This is a genomic window from Achromobacter seleniivolatilans, from assembly GCF_030864005.1.
Lineage (GTDB): Bacteria > Pseudomonadota > Gammaproteobacteria > Burkholderiales > Burkholderiaceae_B > Achromobacter > Achromobacter seleniivolatilans.
Window position 1 is genome coordinate 2549102 of the sequence record NZ_CP132976.1, and the last position, 23295, is coordinate 2572396.

A 23295-nucleotide genomic window follows, 5' to 3' on the forward strand; every position below is an offset into this window, starting at 1 on the left:
AAAAGGGTCCCAGGTTTTGGAGCAGCAACGATAACCGAATTTTTCGTCGCAATTCTTTGTGTACTCTCCGACGCCTGATGCACACACAGACCGGTTCAACCGATCAGCTCCGTCAAGGGCAACGCGCCCTATCGGAAGATGTTTTCCTCAACCCAGTTCTGCGCGAAGACTTCCGCGCGATCACGTGCTTCGTCCAACGAAGCGCAGTTGCCCAAGTGGGAAAACGCGGCATCCACTTCGGTGCCGCCCTCGGCCGTTACCGTCAGCAATACGCCATATCCGCCGGTATCCATGGCCGCTGTGGAAACGTCGATCAGTACTTCCTGGTCACGATGCTGCATGTGCTACCTCCCAGTCGGTTACCTAAACGCGTGAACCACCACGCGTGACGTTGCGGGATCAAAATTCCCGCGTAAATAAATAGACCTGAAAGTGTCACGCAAGTTCATCTTACTGGCGACCTATCATGCGCGATACGTCCGATAGATGCGAAATCGAACATTCCGTCTCAGGAGATTCCCGTACTGGCGCGGATTTACTAGCAAACGTGCAATAAATCGCGAAAATATGCGCAAACTATGCGGCTATTTCACACATCTTGATTCAAGACACAGCCGAGGGGGATGTCAGTACACCTGCAATGCGCCTGGCTCTTCCATGCGCAGGGCGAGCTTGCCCTTTTCGGTGATGAGCCAGCGGCCATCGTCGCCAGCCTGGATGCAACGCAGCGTTACGAGTGCCTTCGCAACGTCGTCAGGCACTTGAGTTTGGGCGGCACCCGGTTCGGAATTATCGGCCACAAGACGCAGCCACCGACCCAATACGCCTTTCTCGAAACGATGCAAAGCCATGCGTGATTCTCTCTTGAAGGCTTAACGATAGCATGCCGCCCCGCCCCCCTGGGGCTACGCAAACAGCTGAGGTATTGAGGACGCCAGCAGGGCAATACCCGAAAGCGTGAGCAGCCCCAGCACGATCCGGCGGAAAGTTGCGTCGCTGATGCCCACGTAGACGCGCGTGCCCCACCATGTCGGCACCAGCATCGCCGGCACGATCAGCGCAAACAACGGCAGCATGTCTCGCGTCACCACGCCTGTAAACACGTAGCTCGCCATCGTCACCATCAGCATGGACAGATTGAAATTCTGAATCACTGCGCGCTGCACATCCCGGTCAAACCCGCGCAAGGTGCACCACAGCGTCGGCAGCACGCCTGTGAACCCGCCGATGCCCCCCATGATGCCGCCCATTGCACCCACCACGCCGTCAGCAACGGCGCCTCCCGCCGTGATGCGAGGCAGCCGCGTGGCAAACAACATGATGGGGCACCATACCGCCAGCAGCACGCCGATAAAAGTCTTGAACATGAGCGGGTCCAGATGCGGCAGCAGCTTCACACCCAGCGGTATCCCAGCCAAACCGCCTAGGACAAAAGGTGCAAGATGCGCGGCGGCCGCGCCCCGGCGCACCGTAAACGCAGCCAGCAATTGGCCGGTCAGGGCGCCGAACACCGTCATGGCGGCCGCCAGCCGAGGGTCCACCGTCCAAGCCCAGAACGACATGGCAACCATGCCAAACCCGAAACCGGACAAGCCCTGCACGAATCCTGCGGCCATGGCGCCCACCACAACCAACACGTATAGCGAATCCATCTCTGCCGCGCGCCCGCATGAATGCCGGGCCTGCCCCGGCGCACGTCATTCTAGAACGATCAGGACGGACGCAGCACGAGCGGGCGCTTGATACGTGAGGCGACGGCAGAGGCAGCCACACTGATACCGATCAAGCTCAGTCCCAAGGCCAGATCGGTAGAAATACGCTCATGGAACACGACGGACGACACGATCAAGCCGATTACCGGCACACACAACATTGCGATGGATGTCGCAACCGGAGGCATTTTCTGCGTCATGCCCAGCACCACGATAAACGTCAGCGCGGTAGCCAGCGGGCCCGTATACAGAATCACTGGCCAGGCGTCCGGCACTGCCAGGAACATTGGTGCGCCGTCCCGCATCCACGCAAGCGCAGCCAAAGGCAGCGTGGCAATCGCCGTCTGCCACGGAATCATGTCGGCGCCCAGGCGCACATGACGATTGCCGCGCAGTTGAATGATGTTGCACGCCCATGCAAAAGAAGCGCCCAGCAGCATCACAAGCCCTATCACGGTATGCGCCTGCCACGGGCTGAACGCAGGGGCAACGATGACGCCTATTCCGGCATAACTCAACGCCGTGGCCAGCCACTGCGCCAACGACAGCCGCTCTTTCAGAATCAGCGACGACAACGGGATGACCCAGATGGATGTCGCGTAGGCAATGACGGAAGCGCGCCCCGGCGCCACGTACTGCAAGGCCCACAGAGCCAGGGCCGTAAACGCGCCCATCTGCAAGAGCGCGACGCCCGCCACCAGCGGCCACTCTTGACGTGTCGGCAAGCGCAGACGGCCCATCACACCCAGCACCAGCACGCTGATCAGCGCAGCGGAGCCGAATCGGCTGGCAGCGAGCCACAACGGACTCATGTGCGCCAAGCCAAGCTTCATGACCGGCCAATTGCCGCCCCAGATCATGACCGCGCCGATCAACGGCAAAAACTTACGCAACGTGCTCTGCTGACTCATTACTGCTCGATCTACCGCTTGATTATTCTGCACTTTGGCCGAATGGCCGAAGGAAGAAATAGTCTATAGGGTAAACCCCAGCACATTTCACCTCAATTTGCACATATATCCCGCATACTCAGCACAAACGAACTGCCAATCGATAATTGCTAGGTGACTTATGCCGGAAATCAACCTGGATGCCACTGACATCCGTATCCTGAATGAACTTCAGCGCGACGCACGGCTGACTAACGTCGAGCTTGCCGCCCGCGTGAATCTATCTGCCTCACCCTGCCTGGCACGCGTTCGCCGGCTGGAAACCGAAGGGCTGATCGACCGCCGCGTCACGCTGCTGAACGCGCGCAAACTGGGCCTGAAAGTCAACGTCTTCATCCAGATCTCGCTCGACAAGCAACGCAAAGCTGCACTGGATGTCTTTGAACGCGAAATCGCGGTCCTGCCGGAGATCATGGAGTGCTATCTGATGTCGGGCGACGCCGACTACCTGATTCGGGCCCTGGTGCCAGATGTCGATGCGCTGGAACGCTTGATCGTCGAGCACATCACCCGCATTCCCGGCGTAGCCAGCATCCGATCCAGTTTTGCGCTCAAGCAAGTGCTCTACACCACCGCGGTGCCGCTCGCCTGATTGCATACGGCGGCCGACGCGCCGCCAACTTGCGGGATCGCGCCCGCACCCGCACAATGAAGTGTCTGCGCGTAGTAACGCGCCGGCATCCCTCCCATCGCTTAGCAAGGAGCAAACCATGCCCGAAACAGAATGGTTCCCCGGCGGCACGCTACCCGATCGTCAGGGCTACTTTGAAGTGGAATTCGACACAGGCGAAACTGAAATCACGCGCTACGGCATGCTGGGCTGGGAACCCGAGCAAGAGCGTGGCCGAATCGTGCGCTGGCGCGGCCTGGACCCGAATATCGAAGAAGCCGAGATGCAACGCGAAAGCGCCGTACGCAACAACGGCGATAGCCTCATCGGCTGAAACGCAGCCGCACAAAACAAAACACCGCGGGGTTTCCGCGGTGTTTTGCATGGTAAAGCCGTTTACCAGTCGATCTTCGAGATCTTCGTGCCGGCCAGTGACACGCCAGCCATCAGGCCGCCATTGTTCATCACAAAACCCACAATGGGCTGCTGCGCCGTATTCGTATCAATACGGCCATTCGCGCCGATATTCACAACGGCAACCGTGGCATCCGCGCCTACGGTCCAACCGCTGCTATTGCGGAACTTGTTCAAGGAGTCATCCGTCATGAACAACAACACCATCGCCTTGGACTGAGCCCCGGCCTGGAAACCGATCGAACCCGCGGTCGTGCTGTAGTAAGCGGTATTGGCGCCATCCACACGCAGCACGCCATTGCCATGCTCGGCGCCAACAATGAAGCTGCCGCTCAAGACGTCAGGAAACACCAGCACGCCCTTGGCACGCGCAACCAACTCCTTGGATTGCGGCGAGGCCGCATACAGCTTGGTCAGGGTTGCATTTGCGGCGCTGTTCATCGACTGGCGCTTTTCAGTCGCACTGGCCGAATTCTTGGGTGAGGTCGTGGTGCAGCCTGCAAACAGTACACCGGCCACACCAATCGCCGCCGCCACTCCTACACGACGCAAGATAGGAAAAGTATCAAACATTGGAACTCTCCTTGTTGTTGTCATTCGCCCCCACTGTACCGGTCAATTGCTTCTGGGGACGGCACACGATTGTGATAAACGAAACAAAACCTGTCACCAACGGCTTCGCGCTGGAAGGCCAAGGACTAGAGCCGCTAAAGAATTCCGTACCTGGGCTCGCCCGTCGCACCATCCACCGACACGATTCCCGACAAGACCAGCTCGGCATGACGCCTCGCCACGCGGGGATCTTCAAACGTCACGAATCGGGGCAATGACCATCGCTGTTGATACGAACCATCGCCCGTCCGGCAGACCGTCACCTCGATCGCCAGCACGCCAGCGTCCAGGTTAACGACCTCGCATCCAACTTGAAATCCGTCAATATGACGATGCGGCCACGCGTCCATGCTTGAACTCCTGAAATCGGTGTATCCGGCCGCAATATGCCAAAAAAAAAACGGCTTGAAAAGCACTGTTTTCATAGAGTGTTTGAGCACTAAACCAAGTAGTAAAACTGCATCTTGCGCCAGCGGAAACACCCCCAAAACAAGGCCGTTTTTCCCGTTTGGCCAGTCGCGCCCATTTCCGCGAAAAATGGACAACAAGCATGGCGCTTTATATGCTTCACCCCGCAGCATCCCTAGGCGCCATTCCCTAAAGCGCCGCAGTCCCGAACCAGGCACCCCATGCAAAATACCGCTTTTGAACCTGACACCGCACCGTTGGAAGTTCTGCCCCGCGATCTGTCGCCGTACGCACTAGGCAACACCGGCATTCCGTATGTTCACCGCTTCGACTCGGGCGTGCCCGGCCCGCACGTGCTGATCAATGCCATCACGCATGGCAACGAAATCTGTGGGATGGTGGCCGCCACCCATCTGCTGGACACGGGCGTACGTCCCAAGATCGGCACCTTGACGGTCAGCTTTGCCCACGTCGAAGCCTACGAGGCCTTCGACATCGAAAAGCCGTATGAAAACCGCCAGTTGGTTCACAATCTGAACCGAATCTGGTCGGCCGCCATGCTGGACGGCTCCGAAAACAGCCCAGAACTGCGCCGCGCCCGTGAAATGCGCCCGGTGCTGGATGCCGCCGATTTCGTCCTGGACATACACTCGACCCGCGCGCCCGTACAGCCGTTCTGGGTCTACAACGAGATGGACCGCAACACCGCGCTGGCGGCAGCCGTCGGCGTGCCGGTGGTGCATCTGGTCATGCCGCAGGACAAATTCCCGGGCACAGGCGTCATGGGTTACGGCCGTCACGGCGACCCGGCGTCCGATAGCGGCGGTGCGCTGGTGGTGGAATGCGGCCAGCACTTCGCTCAATCTGCCGCCACCCTGGCAACAGACGTCACCTTGCGATTCCTGGCGCATCTGGGGCTGATCGACACGCCGGCAGGCACCGAGCCGCCACCCGTGCCCCAGCGCTATCGCCTGCTGGAAGTCCACATGGTCAAGTCCGAGGATTTCCACTTTACCCGCCCAGTCATTGGCTTCGAGACCTTTGACAAAGGCGAACTGATCGCGATGAACGGCACAGAAGAAATCCGTTCACCATGCAACCATTGCACGATTTTCATGCCCACGCGCATGCCGATCGTAGGTCGTGAAGCCGTGTACCTGACGGTAGCCATCTGATTGTTCAGCTAGCCCTTTGCAATTTGTCCGCCACCCCGGGGGGATCTATCGCCCCGGAGGCTGGCACACAAATTCGATCACCATTGGCTGACAGGGTTCACCCCCCGCCTGACGGAGTCAGCAATTGTTCGTACACCTGCCGGGCACTCTTAAAGCCCAACGACTCCAGCTTGGCCAAATGAGCATCCGACACCGGCTGCAAACCGCTACGCCAGCGTTGCAATAGTGCCGTATCCGGCCGCAGAACGACTCTGCCCGGCGCCTGGGCGCCCTGTTGAAATGGTTGGTCCCACTTATTCCACAGCGGGCCGAACTGTGCGACCAGCGCATCGCCAGACAGCTCATCAACAGCGCGCCGAATATCGGACGGCAAACTTTCGTAGCGCGCTTTGTTCATGACGATGAAGAAGGCCGAAGCATAGAACGGCACTGCGGTATGACGGGTCATTTCGTCGTTAAAGCCCGCGATGGGCGTACCCCAGTTGGTCACAATGCCGTCTAACTGATTAGTCCGCAATGCGGGAATAATCTCATCAGGTTGCAGCAGCTTGGGCACCGCACCCACGTGCTTAAGCGCGGCCGCTACCGTCGCGTTCGGTACTCGCAAGCGCAGGCCCTTCAAGTCGGCAAGTTCAGTCACCAAGGTGGCCTTGGTATGGATTAGCCCGGGGTTGTGCACGAACAGCGCCAACACCTTGAAATCCCGGTATTCGTCGGCAATGACGCCATCCTGGAACAATTTCCACAAAGCCTTTGAGCCGCTGCCGGCATCAGTCACCACGAAGGGCAATTCGACGATAGAACTGCGCGAAAAACGATCGCCCTCGGCGCCGCGCAGCCCCAATGCAATATCGACCACACCGTCTTTGACCTGGCTGGCCTGCTTGCGCACATTGCCCAACGGTGAACTGGCGTTCAACACATCAACTTGCACACGCCCGCCCGTCTTGCGTTCCAGTTCACGCGCCCAGGGTTCGAGCAGATCAACCTGAAAGAAGCTCTGCGGCCCCAAGAAGTGCGACATCGTCAGCCGGACGGTTTGCGCTTGAACGGATAGTGCACAAAGCGCCAACAGCGCCGTGGGGGCCAACTGCCACCCCATGATCTTGAACCGCATCGTCATCCTCCTGTTGTACCGCCGGGACGCTAATCGCGACGGATAAAAGACATGCTTTGCGGCGCGCTAATGAAGACAAGCGCGGCACAAAGCTGGCACAGGAAGTCTGCGCAAACAGGCAGGGTCAAGACAGGTCAAACGGCCTCTTATCGGACCGAATCGATACCGGATCAGAAGTGTCAGACCAGTTTCCGCCTATCGGGCGCCGCGCTTCGGATTACATATCCGGAATCAAACGCTTGCCCAAGCTGATCACCTCGTCGGGCTGAAATCCCAGACGAGCGTAGAACGCCTGCACGGCCGCATTGCCCGAGCGAATCAGCAGATTGATTTTGGGGCAGCCCATTTCCAGCAGCTTGCGCTCGGCGGCGCACATCAATGCGGTGGCGTAGCCAAGCCGCTGGTGCGCGGGCGATACCGCCAGATAATTGATCCAGCCGCGATGGCCGTCATAACCGCCCATCAGCGTGCCGGCTATCACGCCGCCAGCCTCACCGACCAGAAACAAGTCCGATTGCACCGTCAGTTTGCGCGCGATGTCCTTGCTCGGGTCGTTCCATGGCCGGGTCAGGCCGCAATCGCGCCACAACTGAATGATGGCGGCTTCGTCGGACGGATGATAAGGCCGTATGGCAAGTGCGTTGGGGGTCATGCTTCGTTCCTTGGATCAGGGTAACGAAGGACGCGCGATACGCCTCGATAGCAAAAAGGGAAAACAAACAAAAAGGCCACGAGAGGTATCGTGGCCTTCAAGAGGAAGCGCTGAAGACTCAGCGCCTGAACGTGACTTGCCACTCAACGTATGCGTCGAGTGATTCGTCGGTTATCTGCCCGGGCTACCGGAGCGGGATGCGGTGCGTTCATGCGGGCAAGCATACACGAGGCCCCGCGCTGCCGGCAACAAGCATGCAGCGGGAATCAAGCCTCAACGGACGGCAACGGCGCAGGCAAGGTGCCTTCCATCACCACCACCGCCTGACCGGCAACCCCTGCCCACACTCCGTCAGCGCGCGGCTCGGCATGCGCCAACAGCAAACTGCCGCGGCCCATGTCTTCACCCTGCGCCACGCGCAAACGCAACATGCCGTCCCCTCGCAAGGCGGCACGCAATGCCGTGACGGCGGCCGTCGCACTTCCTGTGGCCGGGTCTTCGGTCATGCGGCCCGTGAACATCCGCGCCTGAATATCCGGTGCCGACTCTCCGGAGTCCGACTCTGTGTCGGTGGTGTAGACATAGATCGACTTCGCGCCATCCAGCGGCAAAAAGGCCGCATACCCGTCGGAATCCGGTGCTGCACGGCGCAACGCATCACGGCTTACCAATTGCGCCACCAGGAACTTGAGCCCTACGGAGATCACCTGGGGAGCGTGCTCTGACACATCAATATCAGACGGCTTCAACTTCAGCGCCCGCGCGACTGCGGCAATCGGCGCCGTACTTGCGCGCGACAACGGTTCGGGCGCTTGCAGCTCTGCCCCATCCACGCCCTGCTCGCCCGAGCCCAATGCGATGTGGACTAATCCCGCTGCCTCTTCAAAAACAAAGGCCTGGGGTGCTGGCCGGCCCGCCATCATCATTTCGCGCGCCAGCACAATGGCCGTGCCTACGTTTGGGTGTCCGGCAAAAGGCACTTCACGATCAGGCGTGAAGATGCGAACCCAGGCGGTATGGGCCGCGTCCTGTGCAGGCAGCACGAAACTGGTTTCTGAATAATTGAATTCCCGGGCGATGCGCTGCATCTGCCAGGGTTCAAGACCCTGCGCGTCGAGCACGACCGCCAGCGGGTTTCCGCTGTAGGCATGGCCGGTAAAAACATCAGCGGTGACATATCGGTAGCGCATTCAGGCGTCTCTCTTCCGGGGTGAATGAGAGAAGTATGGGCAAGATCCCCCTGCCGCGACAGGCACAGAATCAGGGGACTTGCGCCATAACAGCGCTATTCCAGATAGTCGAACACCACTTCTCCCAACGCCAGCGTCAGGTTTGCCACGATGTGGCGCGCCCCAATCACTTCAAGGACCGGCAAGTCCGCAACAGGGGCCAACGCATGGGGAAACAGCGCCAGGCTGGATGGACCGCTCCAAGCGCCGTGGACGGTGACATCTTGCAGATAAAACCGCACCAGCTCGCAAATGCGGACGCTGCCGTCCACATGCGGGATGATCTTCAACAGAAAATTTGGCGCCGTCGCCATGCCCTTGCGTATTTCTTCCGAGTCCAAGGCATGGTGCTTATAGCCCATGGTAGCGGTCGCGATCCGCACCGGACCGTAGTCCAATTCACCAACCAGCGTATCGGTATGCACCTGCAAACTGGGGTTGGCCAATTTTTTAGGAAAACCCCACAGTTCACGCCCGCCCGCAATCGGCGGGTGATCATTCAAATACATCGCGTGCGTGTAATTGCCCGCCACGCCATCCAACGTGACCGGAATGACCTGCCCGCTTTCGGTGTAGTCGCCAAACCCCGTCGAATCCGGCATCCGTATGAATTCGAAATTGACGATGGGCGAGGTGATTTGCAGCGGTTCGGGCACGACCTCTCGCAACCGGGCGGGGTCGGTCCGGTAACTGATGATGAAGAATTCCCGATTGACGAACCGGTACGGCCCTCGCGGAAAGGCGGGATTCGTGAACGGCATGGCAAACGCCTGCTGACGAATGGTGCTGATATCCATGTCTACGGCACTCCTGACCTCAAGGGTCGTGAAGATCGCTCGGGGAACCTTGGCAAACTTAGCACGAAACTCTGTGACACAAACCGGAAGGGCAATGCAGTCGGGGCAGAGGCAAGTTCCATTGCCCCCGCCCCAGCGTCATCAGGCAGACAGATGTTCGTACAGAATCGTCGCGCCGATGCCGATCAGCGCAATCCCGCCCAGCACTTCCGCGCGCTTGCCCGCAATGCTTCCAATCAACCGGCCGACCATCACGCCAATCGTGACCATCAGCATGGTCGCCAGACCAATTGCTGCCGCTGTAATCAGGATATTGTTGTCGATGAAAGCCAGGCTGACGCCAACCGCCATCGCGTCAATGCTGGTAGCAAAGCCCGTAGCCGCCAGCAGCCAAAAGGAATGGCGGACCACCGGCGGGGCTTCTTCCTGGTCGGTAGACAGTCCGTTACGGATCATCATGCCGCCCAGGACACAGAGCATACAGAACGCAATCCAGTGGTCCCATTCCGCAACGTACTGAGCCGCGACGGAGCCCAGTCCCCAGCCGATCAGGGGAGTGATCGCTTCGATGACGCCAAAAATGAGCCCTGTGCGCAGGGCTTCGGACCAACGGGGCTTATGCAGGGAAGCGCCTTTGCCCACCGCGGCGGCGAACGCATCGGTCGACATGGCAAAGGCCAGAATGAGGGTCGAGAGGGGATTCACTGTCGGAGTACTCCGTCCGGGCGATACACACAGACTTTTCCATATCGCCCGGACAAGGCTATGGAATAGTCCGTGGTCTCGCCAAGCCGAAACGGCCGTTGCGCCATGACCGAAAGGTCAAGAATGTTGACGCGAACCCCTGCAACCAAGGCTGCAGGAAGGCTACTCCCCAAAGATGGCTGAAGTGTACCAAATGCAATGCTTGCGGGCCTGGTCGGGTAACCTGTCCGGTGACAGGGCGAACCGCCTCGCATAAACGCTAACCAGAAAGGAACCCACCATGGAAAACCCATTTGGCGATTCGGACGAACCGTCCAGCGACCACCGGCAATATCTGGTCTTGATCGCGGCTTCGAAAGACAACGCCTCGCTGGCGCAAAAGCTGCTCGAAAACCTGAAAAAACACGTGGATGAACGCGCAGCACCTCTGTGGATCGACGCCAAGGGAATCGGCGTCCTGCTCACGACGGATTTGGTTGCCTCGGACATCTGGCGTGAAATGTTCCAAAAGGAACCCGGCCAAGACTATGGCGACACCCGCAACATGCTGGTACTGGAACTAGGCAAGGACTGGGCCGCCCGCCGGGACGACAAAATCGAACACTGGCTGGCCAGCCATGTCGGCAATCCCCTGCCCTCCGCTCCGCGCCGCGCGGACGCAGCTAAACGTAAAGACCGTCGATAGCCGACACTGCCTATTGGGTGCTGTCAGTGCAGCGCTCAACAAACGCTTGAAGCAGGCCCGTGATCGCTGCCGGACGATCGATGCTGGGCAAATGGGCGGTATCTGCCACTTGCTGACCGATCCCGCCCATCAACGCCGCGGTCTGCCGGGCCCGGTCTTGGATGTGGGGGAAATCAAACTCCCCCCACAGCACTAGCGACGGCATGGCAATCTCGCCCAATCGGCTGAAAGCGGGTATGTCATCTACGCTCTTGCCCGCTGGCGGCGACCGCAGCACCCCGCCATGCATATCCAAAAACTGCATCCGAGCTGCCCCCGCGACGCGCCCCTCGGGTGCCAAAGGACCGTCCAGAAAAAGACGAGCTTTCAGACTATTCACCCGATCCAGATCCCTGGCAGATTCGGCGTCCTTCAACACGGTCATCATGGGCTTGATGGCGGGCGTATAAACGGCTTCAGGCGCACCCGCCACTGTCGGGGCGATCAGTACCAGCCCGCGAACCCGTGCCGGATGCATGAGAGCCGCATCCAGCGCGACTCGCGCCCCTTGGGAACACCCGACAAGTATTGCGCGCTTGCCGTCCGATAAAGCGTTTATGACCGCCATCAGATCTGCCACCGCCGAATGGTCTTCAGGCGCAGCCTGCGTCTTGCCAAACCCGCGCCGGTCGTAAGCAATGGCCTTACACACCGCCCCCAAACTCTCCAGCTGCGGCCGCCACATCCGGCGATCACAAATCGCCGCATGCAAGAACACAACGGGGTCGCCATCGCCTGCAACTTCGGCGGCCAATGTGACGCAGCCGGACGCAATCTGATGATCAGCAAACATGTTAATTCGCGCCCGACGCCCCGACCGACCCATTAACGCGTGACTCTCGATACGCCACCGCAGACATCGCCACCACGACAACAAGCAGCGCGACGCAAACAACGATACCCCCCGCGCTGAATGCAACGGACGAAACTGATAGGTGATATTGCGCCCTGGGGATCGCTGCCGCCGTGGCGCCAGCCGAAGCAATCAGGAAAAATAACGCCACCAACAGCGGCCAACGGCCGAAGCGGATTTTTTCGCGTAGCGTCCGCAAGCCGTACTGTCCCGACACCGCCACATTGACCAGGCTTAGTGCCATCGCGCGGCACAAAACCATCACCGGTATCCATAAAACCAGCAGCGCCGCTATAACCAGGGCAAAAAACAGCGCCTCGCCAGTCGGATTCCGAACAGGACTCAGCGAATTCGGCATGGAAAAGTAAATCAAGATGGGAATGTTGCCCGTCACGCTCAACAGCTGAATCACCGTGACGACTAGCAGTACAAACAAGGCCAAATACTTCAACCCAGCGGCTCCGCCACTCCAAATGGGTTTGGCCAAGGCATCGTCCAAGGCCAGTTTCCGTATCCAAGCCCATGTCACAGCAGCCAGCGCCAGCACATTAAGTAGCGCGCACAGCAAGTAGAGCTGGTGGAGCGGCACGGCATACCGCGAGACATGCACGGCAAAAGGCAGTGTCAAGATCACTACGCCTAGCAGCCAAGGCGCTGCCGCCAGCATTGCGCCGCCCTTCTCCCTGATCACACTTGCCGTCAATGCAACAAGGCGACTAGCCGCGAATTTGCTCGACACTGGATTCCTTTACCGGGAAATATTGGGAACGATTCGACGGTGTTTATACCAGCAAATCCAAATCATTTTTCTCTGCGGCGCCGTGCGTCGGTTGAGCACATTGCCACTGCGACCAATCACCGTTCGGGGTAAGGCACCCCGAGATCCCAGCGGGATTGCCAGTGATCCAGGTACTGGCGCGCAACCTCGGGCATGTCTCGAATGACGACGACATTTTCGGAGTTGGCCGTCTCGGCGGACGCCGCGAAATTGAAGGACCCGGTTTCGACTGTGGAACCATCAACAATGATCGTCTTGTCGTGATGAAGGTGAAAATGGTCGTTGGTACGCAGTTCCACCCCGTTGGCAGTCACGTAATCCATCGCAGTCTTGCTCGTTTTTCCCTGGTTGCGCTTCTTATCGACGACCACGCGCACATCGACACCGCGATGCTTCGCAGCCACCAGCGCCTGCATGACATCCGGAGCCTGGAACGCATACGCAAGCATCTGGACGCTGTGCTTCGCGCTGCCGATCGTCTCCAGGACCAGGGTGCGTGCTGAACCTTCTGGAGAGAATCCGACCTGAACGCTCGGTTCAGCACTGGAAATGGATGAAACCCCAAGCAGGGCGGCAAGCACAATGGATCGAATAGTCGTCATCGTCAAAGGCCTAGGCAGGCAAGTCAGAACTAGCGTGAGGATCATTGGAGCACGATTCATCGTAGCGGCATTAAGGCTGTGACGATGGCTGGCAATGCGAATCCCCCCGGCTGGATTGCCAGGCAATTAACCACACGGCGGACGGTACGGTACCCGATAGTGCCGCTATGTCTTCAGCGCCACACGAGTACGAAACAAATCCGCAGGCTATTCGTACCGGTCAGATATGCCCGGATTCTGTCCACCGCTAGGATTGAACTGCGAACTGAAGTGGATTTCCCCCCGCTGTCCCTTGGGACCGGGGGGATCTTTTTTTCAGCCATGGTTTGGCCTGGTGGCAGTAGCCGCTGTGCGTGACCGAGTGCTCGCGGAACCCAAGCCTAGAGGGGAGAGCCGAAAACCTTCCGACTTTCCTGCCCAGCCAAATTTTTGCATCCACAGCGACGCGCATTCGCGACAAATAAAATGGCGATAGCACCCGATCTCATCACCATTGGAGTTCCCACCGTAATGTATTGTGGTGGACCCGCGGAACAACAGATCACTGTGCGGTTCGGTTTGGCTGCACCCATCCAAGAACCGCACACATGCGGCACAAAACAACGACATCAGACTTCCCAGGAAAAAAGAATTGGGGAGCCGCACCCAGATCAACCTGTTCTCGTTCGGCCCACTTCGTGACTGAAAGCCACGCGATAGCGTAGGGGAGCCAGCCGCTATTGCCCATCTGACGGGTCCGATATCCTGGGGTCTCCTGCGTTTCCTCAGTATTTCTGCACGAGCGATGTTGACGCTGCTATTCATCAGCCGAAAATGTCAGCCGTAAATTCGTACCCATCAGATATACGCAGGCCCCCTCTGCACATAGCATGCTTGTACAGAAATGATGTGACTGCATTTGAGTCAGTCCCCCCTTCCCCGCCGTCCCCTGCGACGCGGGGAATTTTCGCGTCTAGAGTCGATATAAGCCGTGCGCAACCGTAACTACCGCCCTTGGATCAACGCCGCCTTGCGGTTCCTCGCAGCATCAATCTGTGGCGGCCTGGCAGTCTTGGCGATCCCGCTACCCTTTCTCTGGCCGTCATTACGATTCTTGATCGGAGCCACCCTATCCGCGGTTGTTGCCTGGCCATTGTTTGCACTACTCGATTGGAAGTTCTCTCACCTACGCTTCCGCTACATTGCAGTGGGCCTTTTTCTTTCAGTGTGCGGTTGGTGGTATCTGTTCAACCCGTTTGCCAACGGCGCTTGGCAATACCTATGGAAGGACACAAACTTCTGGATGAATGGTTCTATCTTTCTTGCGGCCGGCTTGAGTGCTGGTGTTCTGTACACTGCCCTGGCGGCCGCAATCAACAGCAAGATACCCATCACGCATACGTGCCGGAACGATATCGCTACCGGACCCATCGACAAACCATGAAGCTCTTCCGTCACTTACTCGCAAGCGTACTGATCGCCATGGTTTCTGCAACCATGGCCGCCGAACATTCCACTCTTGGTACGCCTCCACCCAGACAAAGTGAACTGCCGCATACGGACCAGCCGGCAAGCGCCGGCAGCTCCCCGCAAGAACCAATCCGCATCTACGCCGCTTCCGCGCCGTGTAAGGCCGAAACCGTCAGACGCGGCGGCAAGGTGGTTGAGCTCTACTGGACTAATGGCCCCTACGGCACGCGTGTCACGACCGACGAAGTTGATCATTATGTTGATCTGAACCTGGTCGTCAGAACGACAGGCTATCAAGCCGGAGACTGCATCAAGGTCAAAATCCATTCAGACAACGACGAGGATGTGGCAGTTGGCGCTAAAGAAATCGTCATGCGCGGCACAGTGAACGAAAGCGGCGTTGCCTATTTCGAAGAACCGATGAGGAACTATACGGTCATCCTGCAGTGATCCGCGGCCGGCGGTGGCACGAAACTTGACGCGTTGGCCGTCCCAGTCCGCACTGTTCTGTTTGATAGAAGAACGGAAATATTGCCCGCTCAAACTGGCATGGAAGATCCAAAAAAAAAGGCCGGTTCAGGAGGGAATCCTGAACCGGCCTTTACCTATGCGCCAGTGGCGCCATCAACGCATTACCAGCGGTAGCTGATATTCAGCATGCCGCCAACCCCACGCTGATCGCCGCTGCCTGCCTGGCCCGACACCTGGCCCGAAAGGTACAGGGACTTGCCAATCCGGCCTTCGGCGCCCAGCTTGAGTTCAGCTGCATTGCGCATCGGCGAGGCGCTAAGCGTGCTCGCGCCCATGTTGACGCCGGGGTTGCCGTTGTTGTGCAACCAGTTCGTCTCCAGGAAGGGACGCACGGCAGACACAGCTTCCGACTTGCCCAACGGATACACGCGCACGCCGACGCGGGTAGTCACGGCGTCAGGAGTATCGCTGCTTATCGTCATGCCTTGCAACGAAGCGCGGGCAGCATCGTAGCGGCTGTAAGTCACCTGAGCCTGGGGCACTACCACCATCTCGCCCAGCGCCGACGAAGAAGCAAAAGGCTTGACGGCATAGCCGGCTTCGACCGACGCCGTCCACACGTTGGAATGGTAGCGAGCCGTGCCCAGTTCGCTGCTGAGCTGGTTGGAGTAGCGGCCGTATTGCAGCGACGAGTCCGCGTAAGCGCCCAAGCCGGTTGCCGCATTTTCCTGAACGGTTGCATACATGCCCACGGAATAGCCTGACACCTTGCCGCGCGCCTTGGCATCCACGCTCTCGGAACCGGGCAGCATCAGGCGCGACGTGGAATCCACACGCGCATCGCCGTACCCTGCCATGACGCCGGCCACGACCGAACCGTTCTCACCCACTTTTCCATGCAAGACGTCGCCGCCCAGCTGGATGATGCTGCGGTCCGTGTCTACCGACACCTTGCCTTCGGACATGCTCAACTTGCTATCGTGATTACCCTGGATTCGCGCCCATACGCCAGCGCCAGACTTGTCCGAGGAACCGTCAGCAGCAGAAATACGCGCAATCGCCCGATCTTCCCTGCTATGCATGAACATGCGGGACGCAGCCAATTGGTTGCCCACGTAGGCGCCGCTTTCCGGCGAGACGTTCTTGAATACCGAACTATCAGGCGGGGCCTCAAAGTTGGGCGGCGCGACGGGATCGTTAGGAACATCCGGCTTGGCGGGTGGCGGGTTGGGTGTGCCGGGCTGCTCTTCGCCGCCCCCGCCACCAGTGGTCGGATCATAGACCGAGGTCAGGTACCAATCTTCTTGCACCCCTTGATTGCCGCCACGAACCAGGCTGTAGTCATAACCGTTGATGGCAACTGTGTCCGAACTGCCACGAAAACCCGTCGAGCCGGTGTCCAGGCGGAAAGCGTCCGTCGTGGTCGTGCCGCCATTGATGGTTTCCACCAGACGAATGCCTTGGTCCGTTTGTCCACCGACACCGCCGCTGTTCAACACGCGCATCGACGTCACGCCCGAGGTGGTGCCGCCATCGATCACCAGCTTGTCGGTAGGCGATGCATCGCCGCCCAATTGCGTGTTCATCACCAGCGTGCCGCCACCTACGTAATCATTGACCGTCAACGTCTTGAAACCTGCGTGCGCGTTGGGTGAAACAAAGCTGACCGTACCAGCGTTGTTCAAAGAGCCCAGATTGGAGTCACCACGCACATTCCAGACGCTGGAATTGTCCAACGACAGGCTGTTCACGCGGCCCGTGCGGCTGATAACGGCGCCGGTCAAGACGCTGCCGCTTTTGAGGTCCATGTCCAGGACGCCACTGTCCGCCAGAACATCACCGGTCATCGTGGACGCCGTGGCGTCAAGGTTGACCTGAGCGGTCTCGACGATTGCGCCGCCACTCAAAGTGGCCTGCGCAGTTCGAAGAAAGATGCCATCGTCTTCAACGCCATTGGCGCGCGCCAGCACACGTGTGCCGTCAAGCGTAAAGTTATGGTTGCCGCCGGATGCCAGCAAACCCACGCCATCGGTGGTCTCAACCGCGCTTCCATTCAGCAGCTGCAAGGCATTGGTCGCTCCGATGGTTGAAGCATTGCTCCAGATACCGTGCCCACCAGCCCCTGTGGTGAAAACCTTCGAGCTATCCAGCAGGATGGACGAGCCGTTGGCGACATAGATACCTCCAGCATCCTGACCGCGAGTAGTCACTGTAGTGCCCTTCGCGGAGATCGACACGTTTGCCCCGGTGGTATACAGGCCGAACGCCCCCATGCCTTCGGTATCCACGGTGGAATCGGTAAAGGTGATCCTGGTGCCAGCTAAACGGGCTACCGCCCCAATCGCGCTCACACCGGACGTCTTTATCGCGGTATTGGTTGCGTCGATTTTTGCAACGGTTCCCGTTGTTGAGCCATATAAGCCATATCCGTTTACCCCAGTCGTGCTGATGGAGCCGTCATTCAACGTCACCTGCCCCGACCGGTTGTCGATACCTATTCCGCCGGAATTGATACTGAACGAGCGAGCGACAAAGCTGGTGTTTGTAGAAGGCAGCCAGACACCCGTGCCAGAAGCGCCCAATGCGTTGATAACCACATTGTCGAGCGTAGCCGAGCCGCCGGTGGCACTGAAGTTGACCGTCGAGGCCGTGGCCCCTGTAGAGGTCAGCGTCGCATCGTTAATCGTGGCTGTGCCGCCGTTGAACGTGGAGAACTGGTGCAACCTCACCGCCGAGTCAGACGACGTCACTGAACCGCCCTGCATGGTCAACTTCCCGCTATCCACGCTGATACCCATGCCGTTGGGCGTGGAGATGTTCGTGTCGATCAGCGAAATGCTTGAGTCAACGGTTTTTATCTCCAGTTGGCCACCCGACAGGGTCGCGTCCTGCAACTCAATCTTGCCGCCGTTGATCGCATAGGCGGAGTAGTTGGCGACTCCGCTGCCATTGGTGTTGATGGTTAGCGACTTGGCCGTGATTGTAGAACCAACACCGTCGGCATAGAGGCCGTTCGAGCCTGACGTACCCGTCGTGGTGATGGAGCCACCGTCAAGCGTGATCTTGCTGCCACCCTGCGCAAAGGCCCCGCTGGAATACTCTCCTACGGTGCTAAGCGTCGTGTTGGTAGCCGTGATCAGGCTGCCCACGCCGTTGGTGGTAAGCGCATGCGCATTTTGCCCGACGCCCAGCGTGTTGACCGTGCTGTTCGACAAGTTCACCACGCCGCCAGACGCGGTACTGACGCCTTTGGAAGTGCCGGCGCTAGGCCCGCCAGCATTGATCAGAATATTGTCGCCAGTAACGCGGTTACCGGCCACGGTGACGCTCAAAGCGGCGCCGGTTGCCGCATGGGTGATGGTGCTGCCGGCGTCCAGCGTCTGTTGCGTCTGACCCGACGGGTCTAACACGATGACCTGGCCAATTTCGGCTGCGGCGCTATAGGTGGGATAAAGCGGGGCGGCAGCAGTCAGCAGCCCCACCATAATGGGGGTCAGAGGGAATTTCATGAGAGTTAAGTCCTTACCCCTGCCGGGACGTCACTGCGTAAAGATCGGATGATCAGCAGTGATACGTCGGCAACCACGCAGAATCGGCGGTCGAATGGGGATCGATGAATGAGCATTCATTCTGCTCAATGACCCACTGCGCTTCCATCAGACAAGTACCAATTTCCAGGCGGGCGTCCTGTATGGATTCGAGTTACCAGGAAGAACCAGACCAGGGCGCGTGTAGCGCTACGCCCGAATCCTTCCCCAAAGACCAGGTTTGTGCGCGTAACGGGGATCTGAGCCTCCGACTTGACAGCAAGTAAGCTCCCTCGCGTTAAAAAATTGGATCGACTACCCCGTCCAGACTTCTTGCTGACTTGTTAGCGCTGCATCCATGCCGTGACGACCCCCGCAATATCTATGGCGATCACGATCGTCCAAATGTGCCAAACACTTCAGGGCGTTCGGCCAGCAAAAATGCAAAACGCGCTGGTATTTGAACTGCACACTAAAAGTTGAACAGTTAACAGCTAAAGGCCGAGGCCTAAGCGAACTGCCCCCCGAAAATTGAACATAGATCCAATCTTCGGGGGGCAGTTCTGTTCAGATCACGTCATCAGTCACTGAGTCAGGAACGGATGAGCTCGTGCTAGCGTGGCAGCTACTGATATGACATCGTGAAGGTGGCCACGCTGTTGACGGTGCCTGGCGTAATTGTCGCGGCGGTCTGTACATATCTCACCGTGAGCGGAATGCTCATATGACCGGAGACGGCTTGCCCCGCAAGCCATTGATTCGTGTTTCCGGCTTGCGCGGAATCCGGCCCGAATGACACCGGGTTCCCTTGTGGGTCGAGTATTTGAAGCTTGACGCCGCTCGCGGTCGAATCCGACTTTGTTGAGAGAGTGCTACTCACATTGGTTGGAGATACGTTATCGGTCAGCGTCACAAACACTTTACTGGTGGTATTGGGGCAATTTACGGCCAGTGGAATGGGCGCGCTGCCCGCCGTGGAACCGACGCCAGAGAATGAGCTGGCCTTGACTGGGTCCAGCTTGACCGAAGATGACGGTGTTGTCACGGAGCAGGCTGCCGAAGTGATGGTTGTGGTATTGCTGGGCATCGTCGCGGTAAAAACTACCGAAGCATTGCCGCCTGCATAAAAAATCCCGACCCGGCCCGCAGTGCCCATACCGCTTGGGTTCAATGAAAGTGGCCCCGGTTGGATGGCAGCGCCAGTCGTTACTAAATTAACGGTCAGATTTAGCTGAGAGGAAAACGTAGGAGAAGCAAGCCCACCTGCAACGGAGGCTGCGTTCGTGGATGAGTCGATGCTCATGTTGGGCAGCCCGCCTCCGGATAGCGTCGCCGTGTAGCCTACGCCTGCCACTGTGGTCGACCCAACGCGATTGGTGACATTCCCACCAGAGGCGATTTGCCACCAAAGCGTGCCTGAACTCGTGCAATTTGCATATCTCGTGCCCGCCGTGGCACCGTTTACTGGAACAGTGACCGTCGCCAATACAGTATTGGCCTGGGCATTGGGCGGCACGGAGATCGTCGCCGGAAAGGTGACCACTGTCACAGGCAAGGTCGCTACTGCCGTGCAATCCGCGTGCGCTCGTGAGCTACCAAACAGCGTGACAATAGTCATGCCCAGAAGTCCAAACAACATCTTTCCGAGATGCCCCCTCGGAAGGAATCGCACCATATTTTCGACGACTTCAAATTCAGATTTCATGATGTTCTTCACTTTTTCGAAAGCAGCTATACAGGCAGGCCAGTACTCGCCTGACCTGGGCAAGCACCGTTTATAGGATGATGTTTCAGACCAAACGGCGAAGCATTTTGTCTGGCCGTAATTCTCAACACCAGCCCCATTAACTTTCACCTTTCAATCCCCTCAGCTCCGGTCCGAGGCGACTCGCCCCCTCCCATGCAATGCCCTTCAAGCGATAGATACGCTGCGCGCGACGTCGCCGCCTGCTCAGGCACCTCGTAATCGATCTTGCATTGCTCCGCCGCATCCGGGCCCCACTTCACAAACAGCGAGCCCTTACGTTCCAGCCCTCGCGCGAAGATCTGGCTATCCTGGGCCACAACACCAACAGCCAGCCCCTTGTCGTCAACGACATCGGCGCCAAACGGCAACGCACGGCCATCGGCTTGCGGAGCACGTATCAAGGCGGCGCGCCCGCTCACCATCTTGTACTTAAGCATCACCACCGAACCCAAGCGCGGCACCGCCCGTTCCGAGGTCGACTGGAATTCGATATCGTTGGAGGTGCCCTTCGGATCAATATCTACCGTGTTCATGCCGTAAGGCGTCAGAAACGGCACCACCGCATAGCCTTGGCTATTGACCTTGGTTCCCGAAGCGCTCAACACACGCGCCCCTTCCGCACCCGGTGCTTCGACAATCCCGAAGGTGTCGCCAACTGTCTGCGAAAGCGTCACTCCCCCGGGATGGACAACGATGGATCCGCTCACGCCAGCCGAAGTCTGGCTTGATCCTGAACCACTGCTTGCGGATGCGGACAATTGCGCATACGGCGCCCGGTACGTGCCGCTAACGCCCGCGCTGGACGAGCGATTGCCGTCACCTCCGCTGTACATGCCGTAAGCGTTGTAGGAGTATTGGTTATCGTCACCCAACGTACCGCTCAAGTTGGTCTGCATCAGGGTTTCGCTGCCCGAACGGCCCAAGCTTGTGGACAGCAGGGGCGAGTGCGGTGTGCGACCCAGCGGAATAGACGTACTGATCATGAACTGGTTAGACATGGAGCCATCCCAGTTGCGGGTGCGGCCCGCCGTCACACTGTAAGTGCCGTACTCGAAGCCATTTGAGTAGCCCGCCTGATAGAACGTATCGCTTCCGCCACGGTTCCAGTATTGCTGCGCCGACGCGCTTACGAACACGCTGCCGCCACGTCGAAAATTCTGATTGACCGTCAACTGAAAGCGGTTCTTTTGACGGTAGAACGAATTGATATCATTGCCCTGCATCGCAAAATCGCGCGCTGAAGCGGCATCGGTCAGACTCATATAGTCTGCCGTCGAATAGCGATAAGCCGCCACCGCGATATTGGTATTGGTGGGATCGATAAACTTGTTGTAGCCAAGACGCCAACTCGTCCCGCGCAGCGTATTTTGGCCAGAAATCTGCGTTTTCGCCCCCGTAACGTCAGCCGAAAATGCGCCGAAATCCGTGTTGACCGCTGCCCCGATGTTGGCCGCCACATAGCCATTGCCCGCGATGCCGCCTCCGTATGCCGTCAGCAGGTTCGTCAATCCACGCTGCAACGTGAACTGCGTGAAGTTCGGCTTGCTAGCCAAGTTGAGGTTGCGCAACTGCCCTGCTGTCACCGAAAAGCGCGTGGCGCCCGGGCGCAATGACTGCGCCACCGAGGCAAACGGCACCACAAAAGTCTTCGTTCGCCCGCCGGCTTCGGTCACTGTGACGTCCAGGTTGCCGCCGTACCCCGTTGCGTACAGATCCTTGATCTCGAACGGGCCCGGCGAGACGCTGGTTTCGTAAATCACCTGATTGTTCTGCCGGATCGTGACCCGGGCGTTGGAATCCGCCGTACCGCGAACGATCGGTGCATAGCCGCGCAACGAATCGGGCAACATGCGATCGTCCGAAGCAATCTGCGCCCCGCGAAACTGCACGCTATCGAAGACGTCGCCGGTGGTGAAGCCGTCGCCCAACGTCACCTGGGACTTTAGTGCGGTCACGTCGTGCTGCAAATACGTCGCGTAATTGTCGAAGCGCGTCCCCTGGCCGCTCGACTGCACCACGGATGATTGATGTCGCAAGCGCCAGCCGCCCAGGTTCACACCAGCGTTGAGACCCAGATAGCTTTGCGTCGAATTGAAGCCAGATCCGCTTGAGCGATAGGTGTTGGCGTTATAGCTGACGAAGCCGGCAGTCACTCCGTCTTGCCACATCTCAGGTGGCACATAGCCGCGCACGGAGTTACTCAAATACATCTGCGGCACGCTCAGCGTAACCTTCTGCTCTGAAAAATCGAAGTCGACCATCGCGCCCGGAACGATCGACGGCAGGTCCACACAGTCTTCCCCCATCGCGGCGCTGTCCGCGGCATTCGCTTTGGCAAAGTCGACCCCCAACGTCTCCAGTAATCGACGGCTAAGACACGCTCGCGCGGTAACGCCATCACCAGTGGCTACGAATCGCACATCTTGATGCGAGACGCGCATGTCGTTCACGTAGATGTCGACGGAATACATGCCGGGAGAAATCGGATTGCCGCGCGCGAATCTCGAGACGTCCAAGGTCTGCGCCGAATCTGTGCGCAAGAACGTCGGGTCGAACTCAACGGCAGCCGTCGTAATCGCTCCTGCGGCAGACGTCTCCGCAGCGATCGCCACCGTTGGTTGCACCACCCCGGTAGCCGCAAACACCGACATCAGCACAGCAACGATGGGATGCAAACCAAACGAATCCGGCATTTCTCGAGCGTGACCAGGCAGCTGATGAATGAATGACTGCTTCATGTTCTGACAAGTTTCCGATGTCTTT

22 protein-coding genes and 1 riboswitch are annotated in these 23295 nt (G+C 58.6%); of the genes, 5 read left to right on the forward strand and 17 right to left on the reverse strand.

The features are described from left to right. Positions 1-128 precede the first annotated feature (128 nt). The 4 genes from RAS12_RS11265 to RAS12_RS11280 form a co-directional block, all read right to left on the reverse strand. Positions 129-341: a hypothetical protein gene (locus tag RAS12_RS11265; RefSeq protein WP_008159938.1), complete on the reverse strand. Its 213-nt coding sequence runs from the start codon at positions 339-341 to the stop codon at positions 129-131. A gap of 285 nt (positions 342-626) precedes the next feature. After that, complete coding sequence (locus RAS12_RS11270) at positions 627-851, reverse strand: hypothetical protein (RefSeq protein WP_306948341.1); 225 nt, start codon at positions 849-851, stop codon at positions 627-629. Between the two features lie 54 nt (positions 852-905). Continuing rightward, positions 906-1652: a sulfite exporter TauE/SafE family protein gene (locus RAS12_RS11275; RefSeq protein WP_306948343.1), complete on the reverse strand. Its 747-nt coding sequence runs from the start codon at positions 1650-1652 to the stop codon at positions 906-908. Between the two features lie 59 nt (positions 1653-1711). Next, complete coding sequence (locus RAS12_RS11280; RefSeq protein WP_306948345.1) at positions 1712-2623, reverse strand: DMT family transporter; 912 nt, start codon at positions 2621-2623, stop codon at positions 1712-1714. A gap of 160 nt (positions 2624-2783) precedes the next feature. On the opposite strand from RAS12_RS11280, the gene RAS12_RS11285 reads away from it, so the two are divergent. Next, positions 2784-3254, forward strand: coding sequence for an Lrp/AsnC family transcriptional regulator (locus RAS12_RS11285; RefSeq protein ID WP_006226939.1), 471 nt, complete (start codon positions 2784-2786; stop codon positions 3252-3254). Positions 3255-3372: 118 nt separating this feature from the next. After that, the gene (locus RAS12_RS11290) at positions 3373-3606 is read left to right on the forward strand and encodes a hypothetical protein (protein ID WP_306948363.1); all 234 of its coding nucleotides are present in this window, start codon (positions 3373-3375) and stop codon (positions 3604-3606) included. A gap of 62 nt (positions 3607-3668) precedes the next feature. Here RAS12_RS11290 and RAS12_RS11295 read toward each other — a convergent pair whose 3' ends face one another. Together RAS12_RS11295 and RAS12_RS11300 are read right to left on the reverse strand one after the other, a co-directional pair. Next, positions 3669-4259: a BPSL1445 family SYLF domain-containing lipoprotein gene (locus tag RAS12_RS11295; protein WP_306948365.1), complete on the reverse strand. Its 591-nt coding sequence runs from the start codon at positions 4257-4259 to the stop codon at positions 3669-3671. Between the two features lie 134 nt (positions 4260-4393). Next, positions 4394-4846 carry a hypothetical protein gene (locus RAS12_RS11300; RefSeq protein ID WP_306948367.1) on the reverse strand — a complete coding sequence of 151 codons (453 nt, stop codon included), beginning with the start codon at positions 4844-4846 and terminating at the stop codon, positions 4394-4396. A gap of 81 nt (positions 4847-4927) precedes the next feature. On the opposite strand from RAS12_RS11300, the gene RAS12_RS11305 reads away from it, so the two are divergent. After that, positions 4928-5881 carry a M14 family metallopeptidase gene (locus RAS12_RS11305; protein WP_306948369.1) on the forward strand — a complete coding sequence of 318 codons (954 nt, stop codon included), beginning with the start codon at positions 4928-4930 and terminating at the stop codon, positions 5879-5881. A gap of 97 nt (positions 5882-5978) precedes the next feature. On the opposite strand, the gene RAS12_RS11310 is transcribed toward RAS12_RS11305, so the two are convergent. The 5 genes from RAS12_RS11310 to mntP form a co-directional block, all read right to left on the reverse strand. Next, the gene (locus RAS12_RS11310) at positions 5979-6998 is read right to left on the reverse strand and encodes a TRAP transporter substrate-binding protein (RefSeq protein WP_306948371.1); all 1020 of its coding nucleotides are present in this window, start codon (positions 6996-6998) and stop codon (positions 5979-5981) included. A 217-nt stretch (positions 6999-7215) separates the two neighbouring features. Beyond that, on the reverse strand, positions 7216-7650 hold the full coding sequence (locus RAS12_RS11315; protein WP_306948373.1) for a GNAT family acetyltransferase: 435 nt from the start codon (positions 7648-7650) through the stop codon (positions 7216-7218). Positions 7651-7916: 266 nt separating this feature from the next. After that, positions 7917-8840, reverse strand: a complete 924-nt coding sequence (locus tag RAS12_RS11320; RefSeq protein WP_306948375.1) for a PhzF family phenazine biosynthesis protein — start codon at positions 8838-8840, stop codon at positions 7917-7919. 95 nt (positions 8841-8935) lie between these two features. Continuing rightward, positions 8936-9676, reverse strand: coding sequence for an acetoacetate decarboxylase (locus RAS12_RS11325; RefSeq protein ID WP_306948377.1), 741 nt, complete (start codon positions 9674-9676; stop codon positions 8936-8938). A 141-nt stretch (positions 9677-9817) separates the two neighbouring features. Continuing rightward, on the reverse strand, positions 9818-10381 hold the full coding sequence (gene mntP, locus RAS12_RS11330; RefSeq protein WP_306948379.1) for a manganese efflux pump MntP: 564 nt from the start codon (positions 10379-10381) through the stop codon (positions 9818-9820). Positions 10382-10385: 4 nt separating this feature from the next. Continuing rightward, a riboswitch (yybP-ykoY riboswitch) is annotated at positions 10386-10564 on the reverse strand. Between the two features lie 97 nt (positions 10565-10661). Between mntP and RAS12_RS11335 the strand changes: the two genes are divergently transcribed. Then, on the forward strand, positions 10662-11066 hold the full coding sequence (locus RAS12_RS11335) for a hypothetical protein (RefSeq protein ID WP_306948381.1): 405 nt from the start codon (positions 10662-10664) through the stop codon (positions 11064-11066). 10 nt (positions 11067-11076) lie between these two features. On the opposite strand, the gene RAS12_RS11340 is transcribed toward RAS12_RS11335, so the two are convergent. From RAS12_RS11340 to RAS12_RS11350, 3 genes are all read right to left on the reverse strand, one after another. Further along, positions 11077-11898 (reverse strand): alpha/beta fold hydrolase, encoded by an 822-nt coding sequence (locus RAS12_RS11340; RefSeq protein WP_306948383.1) that lies wholly within the window; start codon positions 11896-11898, stop codon positions 11077-11079. A gap of 1 nt (position 11899) precedes the next feature. Next, positions 11900-12457 carry a hypothetical protein gene (locus tag RAS12_RS11345; protein WP_306948385.1) on the reverse strand — a complete coding sequence of 186 codons (558 nt, stop codon included), beginning with the start codon at positions 12455-12457 and terminating at the stop codon, positions 11900-11902. Positions 12458-12813: 356 nt separating this feature from the next. Continuing rightward, positions 12814-13338, reverse strand: a complete 525-nt coding sequence (locus RAS12_RS11350; RefSeq protein ID WP_306948386.1) for a phospholipase D family nuclease — start codon at positions 13336-13338, stop codon at positions 12814-12816. A gap of 1260 nt (positions 13339-14598) precedes the next feature. On the opposite strand from RAS12_RS11350, the gene RAS12_RS11355 reads away from it, so the two are divergent. After that, positions 14599-15237, forward strand: a complete 639-nt coding sequence (locus RAS12_RS11355; RefSeq protein ID WP_306948388.1) for a hypothetical protein — start codon at positions 14599-14601, stop codon at positions 15235-15237. Positions 15238-15419: 182 nt separating this feature from the next. Here the strand turns inward: RAS12_RS11355 and RAS12_RS11360 are convergent, their stop codons facing one another. The 3 genes from RAS12_RS11360 to RAS12_RS11370 all read right to left on the reverse strand — a co-directional run bounded on the left by RAS12_RS11360 (position 15420) and on the right by RAS12_RS11370 (position 23270). Beyond that, the gene (locus RAS12_RS11360) at positions 15420-18767 is read right to left on the reverse strand and encodes an autotransporter outer membrane beta-barrel domain-containing protein (protein ID WP_306948390.1); all 3348 of its coding nucleotides are present in this window, start codon (positions 18765-18767) and stop codon (positions 15420-15422) included. 643 nt (positions 18768-19410) lie between these two features. Beyond that, entirely contained in the window at positions 19411-20490 is a 1080-nt protein-coding gene (locus RAS12_RS11365) for a fimbrial protein (protein ID WP_306948392.1), read from the reverse strand. A 146-nt stretch (positions 20491-20636) separates the two neighbouring features. Beyond that, the gene (locus RAS12_RS11370; protein ID WP_306948393.1) at positions 20637-23270 is read right to left on the reverse strand and encodes a fimbria/pilus outer membrane usher protein; all 2634 of its coding nucleotides are present in this window, start codon (positions 23268-23270) and stop codon (positions 20637-20639) included. Positions 23271-23295 lie beyond the last annotated feature (25 nt).

Coding starts and splice junctions, on each gene's coding strand:
- RAS12_RS11355 (WP_306948388.1), top strand. CDS start 14,599: ATGGAAGGACACAAACTTCTGGATGAATGGTTCTATCTTTCTTGCGGC.
- RAS12_RS11365 (WP_306948392.1), bottom strand. CDS start 20,490: ATGAAATCTGAATTTGAAGTCGTCGAAAATATGGTGCGATTCCTTCCG.
- RAS12_RS11310 (WP_306948371.1), bottom strand. CDS start 6,998: ATGCGGTTCAAGATCATGGGGTGGCAGTTGGCCCCCACGGCGCTGTTG.
- RAS12_RS11280 (WP_306948345.1), bottom strand. CDS start 2,623: ATGAGTCAGCAGAGCACGTTGCGTAAGTTTTTGCCGTTGATCGGCGCG.
- RAS12_RS11285 (WP_006226939.1), top strand. CDS start 2,784: ATGCCGGAAATCAACCTGGATGCCACTGACATCCGTATCCTGAATGAA.
- RAS12_RS11315 (WP_306948373.1), bottom strand. CDS start 7,650: ATGACCCCCAACGCACTTGCCATACGGCCTTATCATCCGTCCGACGAA.
- RAS12_RS11350 (WP_306948386.1), bottom strand. CDS start 13,338: ATGACGACTATTCGATCCATTGTGCTTGCCGCCCTGCTTGGGGTTTCA.
- RAS12_RS11290 (WP_306948363.1), top strand. CDS start 3,373: ATGCCCGAAACAGAATGGTTCCCCGGCGGCACGCTACCCGATCGTCAG.
- RAS12_RS11265 (WP_008159938.1), bottom strand. CDS start 341: ATGCAGCATCGTGACCAGGAAGTACTGATCGACGTTTCCACAGCGGCC.
- RAS12_RS11295 (WP_306948365.1), bottom strand. CDS start 4,259: ATGTTTGATACTTTTCCTATCTTGCGTCGTGTAGGAGTGGCGGCGGCG.
- RAS12_RS11325 (WP_306948377.1), bottom strand. CDS start 9,676: ATGGATATCAGCACCATTCGTCAGCAGGCGTTTGCCATGCCGTTCACG.
- RAS12_RS11335 (WP_306948381.1), top strand. CDS start 10,662: ATGGAAAACCCATTTGGCGATTCGGACGAACCGTCCAGCGACCACCGG.
- RAS12_RS11270 (WP_306948341.1), bottom strand. CDS start 851: ATGGCTTTGCATCGTTTCGAGAAAGGCGTATTGGGTCGGTGGCTGCGT.
- RAS12_RS11370 (WP_306948393.1), bottom strand. CDS start 23,270: ATGAAGCAGTCATTCATTCATCAGCTGCCTGGTCACGCTCGAGAAATG.
- RAS12_RS11305 (WP_306948369.1), top strand. CDS start 4,928: ATGCAAAATACCGCTTTTGAACCTGACACCGCACCGTTGGAAGTTCTG.
- RAS12_RS11320 (WP_306948375.1), bottom strand. CDS start 8,840: ATGCGCTACCGATATGTCACCGCTGATGTTTTTACCGGCCATGCCTAC.
- RAS12_RS11275 (WP_306948343.1), bottom strand. CDS start 1,652: ATGGATTCGCTATACGTGTTGGTTGTGGTGGGCGCCATGGCCGCAGGA.
- RAS12_RS11360 (WP_306948390.1), bottom strand. CDS start 18,767: ATGAAATTCCCTCTGACCCCCATTATGGTGGGGCTGCTGACTGCTGCC.
- RAS12_RS11340 (WP_306948383.1), bottom strand. CDS start 11,898: ATGTTTGCTGATCATCAGATTGCGTCCGGCTGCGTCACATTGGCCGCC.